The sequence below is a fragment of the Lysobacter sp. KIS68-7 genome, assembly GCF_021284745.1.
Lineage (GTDB): Bacteria > Pseudomonadota > Gammaproteobacteria > Xanthomonadales > Xanthomonadaceae > Noviluteimonas.
The window spans coordinates 888,478-901,449 of record NZ_CP089925.1; the positions used below are offsets into that span (position 1 = coordinate 888,478).

General features: G+C 68.3%; 16 protein-coding genes. 11 read left to right on the top strand and 5 right to left on the bottom strand.

What is annotated here, in order from left to right:
* Window positions 1-5: 5 nt before the first annotated feature.
* The gene (locus LVB87_RS04230) at window positions 6-275 is read right to left on the bottom strand and encodes a GlsB/YeaQ/YmgE family stress response membrane protein (RefSeq protein WP_232899668.1); all 270 of its coding nucleotides are present in this window, start codon (window positions 273-275) and stop codon (window positions 6-8) included.
* Window positions 276-450: 175 nt separating this feature from the next.
* Window positions 451-1,800: an AMP-binding protein gene (locus LVB87_RS04235; protein WP_232899669.1), complete on the bottom strand. Its 1,350-nt coding sequence runs from the start codon at window positions 1,798-1,800 to the stop codon at window positions 451-453.
* A 91-nt stretch (window positions 1,801-1,891) separates the two neighbouring features.
* On the opposite strand from LVB87_RS04235, the gene LVB87_RS04240 reads away from it, so the two are divergent.
* From LVB87_RS04240 to rpmG, 9 genes are all read left to right on the top strand, one after another.
* A complete protein-coding gene (locus tag LVB87_RS04240; protein WP_232899670.1) occupies window positions 1,892-2,494 on the top strand; it encodes a 4'-phosphopantetheinyl transferase superfamily protein in 603 nt (200 codons plus the stop codon).
* A 12-nt stretch (window positions 2,495-2,506) separates the two neighbouring features.
* The gene (rsmG, locus tag LVB87_RS04245; protein WP_232899671.1) at window positions 2,507-3,169 is read left to right on the top strand and encodes a 16S rRNA (guanine(527)-N(7))-methyltransferase RsmG; all 663 of its coding nucleotides are present in this window, start codon (window positions 2,507-2,509) and stop codon (window positions 3,167-3,169) included.
* Window positions 3,170-3,237: 68 nt separating this feature from the next.
* On the top strand, window positions 3,238-4,068 hold the full coding sequence (locus tag LVB87_RS04250; RefSeq protein WP_232899672.1) for an AAA family ATPase: 831 nt from the start codon (window positions 3,238-3,240) through the stop codon (window positions 4,066-4,068).
* Window positions 4,065-4,985, top strand: a complete 921-nt coding sequence (locus tag LVB87_RS04255; protein WP_232899673.1) for a ParB/RepB/Spo0J family partition protein — start codon at window positions 4,065-4,067, stop codon at window positions 4,983-4,985. The genes LVB87_RS04250 and LVB87_RS04255 overlap by 4 nt, the downstream gene beginning before the upstream one ends.
* A gap of 89 nt (window positions 4,986-5,074) precedes the next feature.
* Window positions 5,075-6,067 (top strand): NAD-dependent epimerase/dehydratase family protein, encoded by a 993-nt coding sequence (locus LVB87_RS04260; protein WP_232899674.1) that lies wholly within the window; start codon window positions 5,075-5,077, stop codon window positions 6,065-6,067.
* Window positions 6,064-6,789 carry a glycosyltransferase family 2 protein gene (locus LVB87_RS04265; RefSeq protein ID WP_232899675.1) on the top strand — a complete coding sequence of 242 codons (726 nt, stop codon included), beginning with the start codon at window positions 6,064-6,066 and terminating at the stop codon, window positions 6,787-6,789. The genes LVB87_RS04260 and LVB87_RS04265 overlap by 4 nt, the downstream gene beginning before the upstream one ends.
* 3 nt (window positions 6,790-6,792) lie before the next feature.
* Complete coding sequence (locus LVB87_RS04270; RefSeq protein ID WP_232899676.1) at window positions 6,793-7,152, top strand: lipid-A-disaccharide synthase N-terminal domain-containing protein; 360 nt, start codon at window positions 6,793-6,795, stop codon at window positions 7,150-7,152.
* Window positions 7,153-7,318: 166 nt separating this feature from the next.
* Window positions 7,319-7,555 (top strand): 50S ribosomal protein L28, encoded by a 237-nt coding sequence (rpmB, locus tag LVB87_RS04275; protein ID WP_232899677.1) that lies wholly within the window; start codon window positions 7,319-7,321, stop codon window positions 7,553-7,555.
* A gap of 10 nt (window positions 7,556-7,565) precedes the next feature.
* Window positions 7,566-7,730 (top strand): 50S ribosomal protein L33, encoded by a 165-nt coding sequence (rpmG, locus tag LVB87_RS04280; RefSeq protein WP_232899678.1) that lies wholly within the window; start codon window positions 7,566-7,568, stop codon window positions 7,728-7,730.
* 58 nt (window positions 7,731-7,788) lie between these two features.
* On the opposite strand, the gene acs is transcribed toward rpmG, so the two are convergent.
* The 3 genes from acs to LVB87_RS04295 are packed head-to-tail and all read right to left on the bottom strand — an operon-like array spanning window position 7,789 to window position 11,269.
* Window positions 7,789-9,687, bottom strand: a complete 1,899-nt coding sequence (gene acs, locus LVB87_RS04285) for an acetate--CoA ligase (RefSeq protein ID WP_232899679.1) — start codon at window positions 9,685-9,687, stop codon at window positions 7,789-7,791.
* A 35-nt stretch (window positions 9,688-9,722) separates the two neighbouring features.
* Window positions 9,723-10,034: an EF-hand domain-containing protein gene (locus LVB87_RS04290; RefSeq protein ID WP_232899680.1), complete on the bottom strand. Its 312-nt coding sequence runs from the start codon at window positions 10,032-10,034 to the stop codon at window positions 9,723-9,725.
* Between the two features lie 59 nt (window positions 10,035-10,093).
* Complete coding sequence (locus LVB87_RS04295; protein ID WP_232899681.1) at window positions 10,094-11,269, bottom strand: fatty acid desaturase; 1,176 nt, start codon at window positions 11,267-11,269, stop codon at window positions 10,094-10,096.
* 179 nt (window positions 11,270-11,448) lie between these two features.
* Between LVB87_RS04295 and mutM the strand changes: the two genes are divergently transcribed.
* Entirely contained in the window at window positions 11,449-12,276 is an 828-nt protein-coding gene (mutM, locus tag LVB87_RS04300; RefSeq protein WP_232899682.1) for a bifunctional DNA-formamidopyrimidine glycosylase/DNA-(apurinic or apyrimidinic site) lyase, read from the top strand.
* Window positions 12,277-12,373: 97 nt separating this feature from the next.
* Window positions 12,374-12,937, top strand: a complete 564-nt coding sequence (locus tag LVB87_RS04305; protein WP_232899683.1) for an ECF-type sigma factor — start codon at window positions 12,374-12,376, stop codon at window positions 12,935-12,937.
* Window positions 12,938-12,972: the final 35 nt, after the last annotated feature.

The window sequence follows — 12,972 nt, forward strand, 5'->3', positions numbered from 1 at the left end:
TCGGCTCAGCGCACGCGTCCGCGGCGGAAGAGGTTGACGATCCCGAGCAGGATCACTGCGCCGATCAGCGAAATGATGAAGCCGGTGACACTGAAGCCAGCGTTGATGTTGGCGCCGCTGATCCCGAGCATGCCGCCCAGCCAGCCGCCGAGGAACGCGCCGACAATGCCGACGATCACGTTGAGCAGGATGCCCTGCTGCGCGTCCGTCCGCATGATCAGGCTGGCAAGCCAACCGACGATGCCGCCCACGATCAACCAGATGATGATGTTCATGCATCCACTCCTTTGTTGGTTCGCGATCAATCCGATCCGGCTCCCCGGGGGAGGGGGCTCGCGAACAACTATCGAAGGGGGGGCGTGAAGGCGGAGTCGCGGGTCTGGATCCGCGATGAGCGCCTGATTCCACAAGGGTTTTTGCACCTGCGAAGACGGCGCGAAGATCGCGTTTTCAAGTCGATTGCAGGAGCTCGACGAGGCGTTCGCGGGGCAGTTTGCCGGTTTCGTTGCGCGGCAGTGCATCGACGCGGCGCAGCGGTCTCGGCAGGAACACCGGGTCGATCGTGCGGCGCAGCGCGGCGAGGATTGCAGGCTCGTCCAGGGTCGGCGCGACGGCGAGCGCGGCGATGCGGCACACGCCGCCTTCGCCCGGCGTATCCATCTGGAACACCACGCCGTCTTCCACGCCGGGGATGGCGAGCAGTTTGCGCGTCATGTCGCCGAGCGAGGCGCGCTTGCCGGCGATCTCGAGCAGGTCGGCGTTGCGGCCGCGCAGCACGAACCGTCCGTCGGCATCCACTTCGACCAGATCGGCGAGCACGACGGGCGTGGCCAGGTGCGGCGCATGCACGGCCGTGCCGTCGGGTTGCGGCGCGAGGCGAACGCCGGGCAGCGGGGTCCAGGCGGATTCGAGTGCCGTGCGGCGGCGCGCGATGACGCAGGTTTCGGTCGAGCCGAAGACTTCGCGCACTTCGCAGGCGAAACGCTGTTCGGCTTCGATGGCGAGCTCGGCGGGCAGCGGCGCCGTCGCCGAGACGATGGCGCGCAAGGGTGGCAACACGCAGCCGGAGACGAGCAGCGCGCGCAGGTGCACGGGCGTGGTGACCAGGATGCGCGGTGCGTTGGCATGCGCGAGCGCCTGCGCGACGTCTTCCGGGAAGAACGGACGCGCGGCATGCACCGCGACGGGACCGAGCAAGGGCAGCAACACCGACATCTCCATGCCGTACATGTGCTGCGGCGGCACGGTCGCGACGATGTGCGCATCGCCTTCGGGCCACAGGTCGCCCAGCGCCGCAAGGTTCTGCGCGGTGCTGCGGCGGAAGCTGCCCCAGGTCTTGGGATTCGCGTGCGGGCGCCCGGTGCTGCCGGAGGTGTAGCCGATCGCGACGAGGGCGTCGTCGTCGATCATGGGCGTTTCGCCGATGCGCTCGGGCAGCGTGTCGGGCAGGCGCAGGTAGCGTTCGGGCGCCGGCGAAAGCGCGGCATCGCCGATGCAGTAGCTGTCGGGGTGCTGCGCCATCGCTTCGTCGACCGCGGCCGGCGCGCGCGAGGGCGGGAGCAGGTTCACCTGCCCGCGCATCGCCACGGCGCAGAAGGCGACGAGGAAGCGATAGCGGTCTTCGCAGAGGTTGATCGCGTGGTGGGCGGTCGGCAGGGTCGCGGCCACGCCGCGCACCTGGTCGAGGAACGTGGACAGCGGCACGTCGCCGCGGGCGTCGAAGACGATCGCGCGTGCTGGATCGCCGTGGGCGATGGACGCAAACGGCGCGTTCGCACCGGGCTGGATGACGGCGGACATGTTGTCGTGAACGATCCCTGCACGCGGCCTCGGCCGCTCCCCTTGGCGTACTTTACGCTGGCTGCCTTGCCCCCGGATCCTGCCCCACCGCATGTCGACGCCCCTGCATGGAACGGCCCCGCGCCGCACGAACGGCGGAAGCGACTCGCCGCGCTGGCGTTGGTGCGACCACCGGCGCGGCGAACCGGCCGAGCCGCTGGTGCGCGCATGGCTGTCGAGTGAGTGGTCGCTGGCGCCGGACGCCATCCCGCTCGGGCGCGATGCCCGCGGCCGGCCGAGGCTCGGCGGTGGGCTCAGCAGCCGCGACGTGAGCTGGAGCCATAGCGGGGAAGGCCTGTTGATGGCTTGGGGCGAGGCGGTCGACCTCGGCGTGGACCTGGAACAGGCCCGCCCGCGCCCGCGCGCGCTCGAACTCGCGGAGCGCTTCTTCCACACGGCCGAGCACGATTGGCTGCGCAGCCTCCCCGAACCCGACCGCAACGAAGCCTTCCTTCGCCTGTGGTGCGCGAAGGAGGCCGTGGTGAAGGCGCACGGCCGCGGCATCGCCTTCGGCCTGGATCGTTTCGGGCTGGGCGATCTCGACGGAGGACTGGGCATGGTCCACGCCGACGACGCGCTCGGCGGCCCGTGGTCGGTGCATGAATGGGCCCCGCAGCCCGGTTATCGCGCGGCGATCGCCTGGCGCGGCCGTTAAGATGCGCGCCCCATGACCAAGCCCGCCCCCGCCACGCCCGTCGATGCGCTGCGTCCCGAACTCGAAGCGGGCATGCGCGCGCTCGGGCTCGACGCCGCGCTCGCGACGCCCTTGCTCGAGTACCTCGCGCTGCTCGCGCGCTGGAACGCGACCTACAACCTCACCGCCATCCGCGATCCGCGCGAGATGGTGGGCAAGCACCTGCTCGATTCGCTCGCGATGCATTCTTATGTGGATGCGATCGCCGCCGCGGGCGGGTCGCTCGCCGACCTGGGCACCGGCCCGGGACTGCCCGGCATTCCGCTGGCCATCGTCAAACCGGGGCTGCAGGTCACCCTGGTGGAGAGCAACGGCAAGAAGGTGCGCTTCCTGCGCGAGGCGGTCCGCAAGCTCGGATTGAAGAACGTGCAGGTCGTGGAATCGCGGATCGAGGCCTTCGATGCGCCCGGCCGCTTCGACGCCATCACGGCGCGGGCGCTCGCAACGCTTCCGCTGATCCTGGAACTCGGTGGCCATCTCCTGCGACCCGGCGGCGTACTGCTCGCAATGAAGGGCGTACTGCCCGCCGACGAAATCGCGGCGCTGCCGTCCGGATGGCAGGTTCGCGCGACACATGCGATGGTCGTGCCCGGGCTCGACGCCGAACGGCATCTCGTCGTCGTCGCTGCTGCATAATCGGCTTCCGGCCGCAGCACCCGATCTTTCGACTGCCGTTGCCGAATCACCCCGGGGGAGTTTGCGCCGTGACGGCCCGCATCATCGCTGTTGCCAATCAGAAAGGCGGTGTCGGCAAGACCACCACGTCGGTGAACCTCGCCGCCGCCCTTGCACGTACACCCAAGCGCGTCCTCCTCGTCGACCTGGATCCGCAGGGCAACGCGACGATGGGCAGCGGCGTGGACAAGCGCGAACTGCGCGCTTCCACCACCGACGTGCTGCTGGAGGAAATGCACGCGTCCTCGGCGATCGTGAAGACGCCGGAGGAATTCGACATCCTCCCCGGCAACATCGACCTCACGGCCGCCGAAATCGAACTGATGGACGAGGAAGGCCGGGAGCAGCGCCTGAAGCGCGCGCTCGAGCCGCTCCGCGACCAGTACGACTTCATCATCATCGACTGCCCGCCTGCGCTGTCGCTGCTCACGCTCAATGCGCTGACGGCGGCCGACTCGGTGCTCGTTCCGATGCAGTGCGAGTACTACGCGCTGGAAGGCCTGAGCGCGCTGATCGACACCATCGATGCGCTCAAGCGCAGGCTCAACCCCGCGCTGGAAATCGAAGGCGTGCTGCGCACCATGTTCGACGTGCGCAACAACCTGGCCAATGCGGTGTCGGCGGAGCTGACGCAGCATTTCGGCGACCGCGTGTTCCGCACCATCGTGCCGCGCAACGTGCGCCTGGCCGAGGCGCCGAGCCACGGGCAGAGCATCGTGGCCTACGACAAGGCCTCGCGCGGCAGCGTCGCGTACCTGGGCCTGGCCGGTGAAGTGATGCGCCGCCAACGCGAGCGCGACCAGGCCGCCAAGGCGGGCACGCCCGCGCAAGCGCAGGACAAGAAGGAAGTACAAGCATGACCGTCGCGAAGAAGCGCGGCCTCGGCCGCGGTCTCGAAGCGTTGCTCGGCCCGAAGGCCGCCGCCGAAACCGTGCCGTTGGAAGCGCAGCCGGGCGAAGCCCTCCGCAATCTTCCCGTCGGCCAGCTGCAGCCGGGCCGCTACCAGCCGCGCACCGGCATGGACCAGGCGAAGCTGTCGGAGCTCGCCGAATCCATTCGCGCGCAGGGCGTCATCCAGCCCATCGTCGTGCGTGCGGTCGACGATTCGAAGAGCGGCGCGCGCTACGAAATCATCGCGGGCGAACGCCGCTGGCGCGCCTCGCAGCTCGCGGGCCTGGCCGAAATCCCCGCCGTGATCCGCGTGGTCGACGACCACGCCGTGATCGCGATGGCGCTGATCGAGAACATCCAGCGCGAAGACCTCAATCCGCTGGAAGAAGCGCTTGCGCTGCAGCGCCTGATCGACGAATTCGACCTGACGCACGCGCAGGCCGCCGATGCGGTGGGCCGTTCGCGCGCCGCCGTGTCCAACCTGCTGCGCCTGCTCGAGCTGCCGCCGGAAATCCGCGTGCTGGTGGAAACCCGCGCGATCGAAATGGGCCATGCCCGCGCGCTGCTGACGCTCGCGCCGCAGGCCGCCGTCGCACTCGCGCGCCAGGCCGCCGAACACGAGTGGTCGGTGCGCGAGGTCGAACATCGCGTGCAGCAGCTGTCGTCCGGCCAGGTCGAAGGCGGCAGCGTGGTGCGCAAGGCCAAGGCCGCGAAGGCGAAGCCGCAGGCCGACATCGCCACGCTGGAGCGCGAGCTGTCCGAGGGCCTGGGCACGCGCGTCAACGTGCTGCACGGTCGCGGCGGCAAGGGCCGCCTGGTCATCCACTATTCCAATCTCGACGCGTTGGACGGCGTGCTGGAACGCCTGCGCGGCAAGGGCGAGTAACCCAACGGCGCACCGCGCGCCGTGATAATCGCCTCCACGGCCCGGCCGCTAGGCTGCCGGGCATTTTCGGCTATGGAGTGCTCCCCGCGATGACCGCCCCCATCCTGGTCACCGGCGCCGCCGGTTTCATCGGCGCCTATACGTGCCGCGCGTTGCAGGCGCGCGGCGAACGCGTGGTCGGCCTCGACAACTACAACGATTACTACGCGCCGCAGCTCAAGCGCGATCGCGTCGCTGCGCTGTGCCCGGACGTGGAGATCGTGGGGATGGACCTCACGGACCGGAACGGGCTCGAAGCGCTGTTCGACAAGCACGCACCCAAGCGCGTGATCCATCTCGCCGCCCAGGCGGGCGTTCGTTACTCGCTCGAGAATCCGCACGCCTACGTCGACAGCAACCTCATCGGCTTCGTCAACATGCTGGAGCTGTGCCGGCATCGCGGCGTCGAACACCTGGTGTATGCGAGCTCCTCGTCGGTGTACGGCGACTCGGCGACGCCGCCGTTCTCCGAAGCGCAGCGCATCGACCGCCCGCGCTCGCTGTACGCCGCCACCAAGGCCGCCAACGAACTGATGGCGCACACCTACGCGCACCTCTACGGCTTGCGTGCGACGGGCCTGCGCTTCTTCACCGTCTACGGTCCCTGGGGCCGGCCGGACATGGCGCCGCTGCTGTTCTCGCGCGCGGTGCTGGCCGGCCGCCCGATCCGGGTGTTCAACCACGGCCGCATGCGCCGCGACTTCACCCACGTCGAGGACATCGTCGCCGGCGTGCTCGGGGCGATGGACGCCCCGCCCCGGCCGGCCGGCGAAGACGCTGCGGAAGGTGGCCCGCACCGGGTCTACAACCTCGGCAACCACACGCCGGTGGAGCTCGAGCATTTCATCTCGGTCATCGAAGGCGCCGCCGGCCGGGCTGCAGAGAAGGTCTACGAGCCGATGCAACCGGGAGACATGGTCGAGACCATGGCCGATACTGCGCGCGCCCGGGAGGACTTCGGCTTCGAGCCGTCCACCCCGATCGAGTCCGGCATGCCCCCCGTCGTGCGCTGGTGCCGCGAATATTTCGGAGACAAGGTTTGACCCACGCCCCGCAACTGTCCGTCGTCGTGCCGGTGTTCAACGAACAGGACAACGTCGGCCCGCTGTTGCGGGAAATCCTGGCTGCGCTGCGCGGCAAGGTCGATTTCGAAGCCGTCTTCGTGGATGACGATTCCAAGGACGGCACGCTCGCCGCGCTGCAGGCGCTGAAGGCGGAGGCGCCGGAACTGCGCGTGCTGCACCACGTGAAGCAGAGCGGGCAGAGCACCGCGATCCGCACGGGCGTCAAGGCGTCGCGCGGTGCATGGGTGGCCACGCTCGACGGCGACGGCCAGAACGATCCCGCCGACATTCCGAAGCTGCTGGCCGCGCGTGAAAGCGCCGATCGCGGCATCAAGCTGTTCGCCGGCTGGCGCGTGAATCGCCAGGATTCGGGCAGCAAGCGCTGGGCCTCGAAGTGGGCGAACGCGATCCGCGCGCGCATGCTGCGCGACGACACGCCCGACACCGGCTGCGGCATCAAACTGTTCGAGCGCGACGCCTTCCTCGACCTGCCCTATTTCGACCACATGCACCGCTACCTGCCGGCGCTGATGCAGCGCGCGGGCTGGAAGACGGTCAGCGTTCCGGTGAACCACCGCCCGCGCTCGGCCGGCGTGTCCAAGTACAACAACCTCAACCGCGCGCTGGTGGGATTGCGCGACCTCCGCGGCGTGTCCTGGCTGATCGTGCGCAGCAAGCGCACGGGCGTCGAGGAGGTCTGACCGATGCTCGAGGCCGTTCCCGTCGCCACCGATTACATGAACAGCCCGATCGAGTGGCTGGCGTGGACCGGGCTCCACATGTCCCCGTGGAAGCTGATCGGCCTGACCGGCGCGCTGATGTTCGGCGGCCGCTGGCTGGTCCAGTTCCTCGCCTCCCGGCGCCACGGCAAGCCGGTGATCCCGCGCCTGTTCTGGTACATGAGCCTGGTGGGGTCGGTCATGACCCTGGCCTACTTCCTGTTTTCCGCCAAGCAGGACTCGGTGGGCATCGTCCAGAACCTGTTCCCGGCCTTCACGGCCGGCTACAGCCTCTATCTGGACATCCGTCACCGCGGCTGGCACCGGGACAAGGCGACCCACTGAGCTGATTTTTCGGGGGTTTTTCGCCCCCGAGGTTGTCCGGCCCCCTGCCGGCGGGCATAATGCGCGGCTCGCTGCGTCTTACCCGGGTCCCCAGGACCCCCATTTGCAGCGTGGCCGCCGCCCTCCTGGCCAAGGAGAGCATCACCAGACACCAATCGAGGTGCTTATGTCCCGCGTGTGCCAAGTCACCGGCAAGAGCGTGCAGACCGGCAACAACGTCTCGCATGCCAACAACAAGACCCGCCGTCGCTTCCTGCCCAACCTGCACGAGCGTCGCTTCTGGGTTGCCAGCGAAAACCGCTGGGTGAAGCTGAAGGTTTCCGCGCACGCGCTGCGCACCATCGACAAGAACGGTATCGACTCGGTCCTGGCGCAGCTTCGCGCCCGCGGCGAGAAGGTTTGAGGAGTAAGACATGGCTAGCAAGCGTGACAAGATTCGCCTGATCTCCTCGGCCAACACCGGCCACTTCTACACGACCGACAAGAACAAGAAGAACACGCCGGCCAAGATGGAGGTCAAGAAGTACGACCCCGTCGTCCGGAAGCACGTGATCTACAAGGAAGGCAAGATCAAGTAAGCCTTCCCGCTCTTGGGAACAGATCGAAGCCCGCCGAAAGGTGGGCTTCTTTTTTGCCTCACGCGCCGCGGCGGTGCTTGACCAGCGAGTCGACGACCGACGGATCCGCGAGCGTCGAGGTATCGCCCAGTTGTTCCGGCGCGTCTTCGGCGATCTTGCGCAGGATGCGCCGCATGATCTTTCCCGAGCGCGTCTTCGGCAGGCCCGGCGCCCACTGCACGTGGTCGGGCGTGGCGATCGGGCCGATGAGGTTGCGCACGTGCGCGACCAGTGCGTCGCGCAGCGCGTTGGATTCGGCTTCGCCGGCCACCAGCGTCACGTAGGCATAGATGCCCTGGCCCTTGATGTCGTGCGGGAATCCGACGACGGCGGCTTCGGCCACCTTGGGATGCGCGACCAGCGCGCTTTCCACTTCCGCCGTGCCGATGCGATGGCCGCTGACGTTGATGACGTCGTCCACGCGCCCGGTGATCCAGTAGTCGCCGTCCGCGTCGCGCCGGCAGCCGTCGCCGGTGAAGTACATGCCCGGATATGCGCGGAAATACGTGTCGATGAAACGCGCGTGGTCGCCGTAGACCGTGCGCATCTGGCCGGGCCAGGAATCCAGCAGCACGAGGTTGCCTTCGGTTTCGCCTTCGAGCAGTTGGCCGTTCGCATCGACGATGGCCGGACGCACGCCGAAGAACGGCGTCATCGCCGAGCCGGGCTTCTGCGGCTGGTCGAGCCGCGGCGCAATGAGCGTGGCGCCGGTTTCCGTTTGCCACCACGTATCGACGATCGGGCAGCGCGCATCGCCCACCACGTCGTGGTACCAGCGCCAGGCTTCGGGATTGATCGGCTCGCCGACGGTGCCGAGCAGGCGCAGCGATTTGCGCGAGGCCGCCTTCACCGGCGCATCGCCTTCGCGCATCAATGCGCGGATCGCCGTCGGCGCGGTGTAGAAGATCGTGACCTGGTGTTTGTCGACGATGCGCCAGAAGCGCGAGAAATCCGGATGGTTCGGCACGCCTTCGAACACGACGGCGGTCGCGCCGTTCGCCAGCGGGCCGTACACGATGTAGCTGTGGCCCGTGATCCAGCCGACGTCGGCCGTGCACCACCACACGTCGTCCGCGCGCAGGCCGAAGACTTCCTCGTGCGTGAAGCTCGCATACACCAGGTAACCGCCCGTGGTGTGCAGCACGCCCTTGGGTTTGCCGGTCGATCCCGAGGTGTAGAGGATGAACAACGGATCTTCCGCGCCCATCGGCTCGGGATCGCAGGTGTCGGGCTGGCCTTCGACCACGGCCTCCACCCAGCGGTCGCGCGGCATCTGCATCGCCACCGCGGCGCCGGTGTGGCGCACGACGAGGACGGTTTCCACCGAATTCGTGCCGGGCAGGCGAAGCGCCGCGTCGACGTTGGCCTTCAATGGGATGCGCTTGCCGCCGCGCAGCCCTTCGTCCGCGGTGATGACGAGCTTGCTGCCGCAGTCGGCGATGCGGTCGGCGATGGATTGCGGCGCGAAGCCGCCGAAGATCACCGAATGGATCGCGCCGATGCGCGCGCACGCGAGCATCGCGACGATCGCGTCGGGGATCATCGGCAGGTAGATCGTGATGCGGTCGCCCTTGCCCATGCCGAGGTTGCGCAGCGCGTTGGCGAGGCGGCAGGTGCGCGCGTGCAGTTCGCGGTAGGTGATGCGTTGCGCGGGCGCGTTCGGATCGTCGGGTTCGAAGATCAGCGCGGTGCGATCGCCGTTCCTGGCGAGGTGGCGGTCCAGGCAGTTGACGCTGGCGTTGAGCACGCCGTCTTCGTACCAGCGGATGTGGAAATCGTCGGCGTCGAAACTGACGTCGCGGATGCGCGTGGGCGGCGAGATCCAGTCGATGCGCTTGGCGACCTTGCGCCAGAAGCCATCGGGATCGTGCAGCGATTCGGCATAGCGCTGCGCGTAATCGGAATCCGTCGAAGCCATGGGGCGCCCTCGCCTGCGGGGAACGCCCAGTGTACTCAGCGTGGCGGCGAGGCGAGTTCCGCGGCGCTCAGGAATCCATCGCGGTTCTTGTCCTGGCGGGCGAAGGCGTCGGCCAGGCGTGCGCGATGGGCGTCGCGCGTGATGGGCTTGCCGCGCCCGCCCGGTTGTTCGGCGGGGGAGAGCGTGCCGTCGTGGTCGGCGTCCATCGCGTCGAAGGCGTAGCTCAGCCAATCCTGGTATTCGACGAGCGAAACGCGGCCGTCGTGGTCGGCGTCCATGCGGGCGAGGTAGTCGGCGCTGGCCGTGACCTGCGCGTGGGCCGTGGTGCAGAGGATTGCGAGCGCCAATAACGAAAGACCCGCACGCAACCGTGCGGGTCTTCGAGTTTCGCGCGTGCGAAAGGGCATCACGCAGCGTGCAGCTGGTAGCCCTTCAGGCGCGCCGAGAAGTCCTGCAGCTGGCGGATGCCGCTGGCTTCGGCTTCCTTGCACCAGGCCTGCAGGTTCTGCAGCGTCGCCGCGGCGTCATTGCCGCGCGCTTCGAGCACGGCCGCCAGGCGCGCGCGGTGTTCGACCAGCGCACGGATCCGCGGGTTCTGCGCGATCCACGCCTGCAGCTGGGCACGCGCATCCGGCTTCAGCCAACGACCGTCGTCGCTCAGGCCCTTGCGCAGCGGACGCGGCAGCGCGGCCTGGCTCTCGCGCAGCGCCGGCTTCAGCACGTTGCGATGGAAATCGGTCATGGCCTGGAAGCGATGGGTCAGCAGCGCCTTGATGGTTTCGCTGTCCGGTACGTGGATGTTCGGTCGCACGTCGAGCGAGGGCGCCACGCGCAGGACCTTCGCCATTCCGAACATTTCGAAGAACTTGATCGCGGCCCAGCCGATGTCGAATTCGAACTTGCGCAGCGCGAACTTCGCCGAGCTCGGGAACGCGTGGTGGTTGTTGTGCAGCTCTTCGCCGCCGATCCAGACGCCCCACGGGGTGAGGTTGGTCGCGGTGTCGGTGGTTTCGAAGTTGCGGTAGCCCCACCAGTGGCCGAGGCCGTTGACGACGCCGGCGGCCCAGAACGGGATCCACGCCATCTGGATCGCCCACACCGCAACGCCCGGCAGGCCGAACAGCGCGAAGCTGAGGAAGAGCAGGAGCGTGGGGCCCATCGTCGCGTGCGGCGTGTAGACCTTGCGCTCGATCCAGTCCTCCGGGCAGCCCTTGCCGTACTTCTCGATCGACTCGCGATCGCCGCGCGCTTCGCGATAAAGCTCCACGCCGCGCCAGAAGACGGTCTTGATGCCCTTGTACATCGGGCTGTGCGGATCTTCCTCGGTCTCGCACTTCGCATGGTGCTTGCGATGGATCGCCGCCCATTCCTTCGTGATCATCGACGTGGTGAGCCACGTCCAGAAGCGGAAGAAGTGCGCGAGCACTGGATGGAAATCGACGCCGCGATGGGCCTGGCTGCGGTGCAGGTACAGGGTGACCGAGAAGATCGTGAGCTGCGTGGCGACCAACAGGTAGACCAGCAGGCCGATCCAGCCGAACTGCAGGAGTCCGCCGGACAGGAATTCGAGGAAAGCGTGCATCGTGACTCCGGGTGAACGTGCGGGGCGCGGGGGACCACCCCGGAAGCCATATTGCCACCGGAGTTCGGCCGTGCGCGTGCGTATGTCGCCGATCCGTGATGGGGGTGTTCAGACCGCATAACAACCGTTGGAACGGTCTGCTGCCGCTTTCACGTCCACGGGCCTGCCACACTTGCGCCATGCCCGAGTTGCCTGAAGTCGAAACCACGCGTCGCGGCCTGGCGCCGCATGTCGAAGGGCGCATCGTCACCGACGTCGTGTTGCGGCGTCCGGACCTGCGATGGCCGATTCCGCCGGAAGTCGCGCGCCTGCTGCCCGGCCGACGGATCGATGCCGTGCGCCGCCGGGCGAAATACCTGCTGCTGGACACCGAGGTCGGCAGCGCGCTGCTCCACCTGGGCATGTCCGGCAGCCTGCGCGTCCTGCCCGCCGCCACGCCGGTCGCCGCCCACGACCATGTCGACATCCTGCTCGACCCCCGCGGCCGCGACCCGCTCCGCGTCCTGCGCTTCAACGACCCGCGCCGCTTCGGCTGCCTGCTCTGGCAGGCGCCCGGCGAAACCCACGAACTCCTGCGCGACCTGGGGCCGGAGCCCTTGTCGGACGGCTTCGACGGCGACTACCTCTTCGCGCGCAGCCGCGGCCGCACGGCCCCGGTGAAAACCTTCCTGATGGACCAGGGAATCGTGGTGGGCGTGGGCAACATCTATGCCGCCGAAGCCCTGTTCGAAGCGGGCATTTCGCCCCTGCGCGAGGCCGGCCGCGTGTCGCGCGAACGCTACCGTTCGCTCGCCGACGCGGTGAAGCGGATCCTGGCCCATGCCATCGAACGCGGCGGCACCACCCTCCGCGACTTCATCAGCCCCGACGGCCTGCCCGGGTATTTCGAGCTCGAACTGTCGGCCTATGGCCGAGGCGGGGCGCCATGTCCGCGCTGCGGCCGGCCCCTGAAGGAAGCCTCGATCGGCCAGCGCACCACCGTGTGGTGCACCCGCTGCCAGCGCTGACTCAGCAGGGAAATTCAGCTTTCTGAGGCCGGTCGAGGCCCGAAACCGCGTGCCGGGCCTCACGGTCCGGGCTATATTCGGCCCCCTGAGGGGGCACATGGCCGAGACTGCCGACATCACCGAGCTGTTGGACGCCGCACGCGATGGAGATCGCGGCGCGCTCGATCGCGTGCTCGCCACCCTGTATCAGGAACTGCACGCCATGGCGCGCCGGCAGCTCGCCGGGCAGCACGGGCACACGCTCGATGCCACCGCGCTCGTGCACGAGGCCTACCTGAAACTGGTCGGGCGCAATTCGGCGCAGTTCGACGATCGCGCGCACTTCTTCGCCTACGCGGCGTCGGCGATGCGCAGCGTCGTGGTCGACTACGCGCGCCAGCGCCTGGCGCAGAAGCGCGGCGGCGATCTGCACCGCGTCACCGAGTTGCCCGAGGAAGTCGAAGGCGGCCTGCGCCTGGATGAAGAAACCCTGGGCCTGGACACCGCGCTCACGCGCCTGGCCGCGGTCGACGCGCGCCTGGCGCAGGTGGTCGAACTGCGTTACTTCGCCGGACTGTCCGAACTGGAGATCGCTGCGCTGCTCAAGCGCTCCGAACGCAGTATCCGCCGCGACTGGCAGAAGGCGCGCCTGTTCCTCCTCGCGTCGTTGAAGGACGGCTGACGCCGGACGGCAATGGACCCCGAGCGCTGGCAACG

What these genes read in the sequence shown, in the direction of transcription:
- LVB87_RS04230 (WP_232899668.1), bottom strand. Translation starts at nt 275, where the DNA reads ATGAACATCATCATCTGGTTGATCGTGGGCGGCATCGTCGGTTGGCTT.
- LVB87_RS04235 (WP_232899669.1), bottom strand. Translation starts at nt 1,800, where the DNA reads ATGTCCGCCGTCATCCAGCCCGGTGCGAACGCGCCGTTTGCGTCCATC.
- LVB87_RS04240 (WP_232899670.1), top strand. Translation starts at nt 1,892, where the DNA reads ATGTCGACGCCCCTGCATGGAACGGCCCCGCGCCGCACGAACGGCGGA.
- rsmG (WP_232899671.1), top strand. Translation starts at nt 2,507, where the DNA reads ATGACCAAGCCCGCCCCCGCCACGCCCGTCGATGCGCTGCGTCCCGAA.
- LVB87_RS04255 (WP_232899673.1), top strand. Translation starts at nt 4,065, where the DNA reads ATGACCGTCGCGAAGAAGCGCGGCCTCGGCCGCGGTCTCGAAGCGTTG.
- LVB87_RS04260 (WP_232899674.1), top strand. Translation starts at nt 5,075, where the DNA reads ATGACCGCCCCCATCCTGGTCACCGGCGCCGCCGGTTTCATCGGCGCC.
- LVB87_RS04270 (WP_232899676.1), top strand. Translation starts at nt 6,793, where the DNA reads ATGCTCGAGGCCGTTCCCGTCGCCACCGATTACATGAACAGCCCGATC.
- rpmB (WP_232899677.1), top strand. Translation starts at nt 7,319, where the DNA reads ATGTCCCGCGTGTGCCAAGTCACCGGCAAGAGCGTGCAGACCGGCAAC.
- rpmG (WP_232899678.1), top strand. Translation starts at nt 7,566, where the DNA reads ATGGCTAGCAAGCGTGACAAGATTCGCCTGATCTCCTCGGCCAACACC.
- acs (WP_232899679.1), bottom strand. Translation starts at nt 9,687, where the DNA reads ATGGCTTCGACGGATTCCGATTACGCGCAGCGCTATGCCGAATCGCTG.
- LVB87_RS04295 (WP_232899681.1), bottom strand. Translation starts at nt 11,269, where the DNA reads ATGCACGCTTTCCTCGAATTCCTGTCCGGCGGACTCCTGCAGTTCGGC.
- mutM (WP_232899682.1), top strand. Translation starts at nt 11,449, where the DNA reads ATGCCCGAGTTGCCTGAAGTCGAAACCACGCGTCGCGGCCTGGCGCCG.
- LVB87_RS04305 (WP_232899683.1), top strand. Translation starts at nt 12,374, where the DNA reads ATGGCCGAGACTGCCGACATCACCGAGCTGTTGGACGCCGCACGCGAT.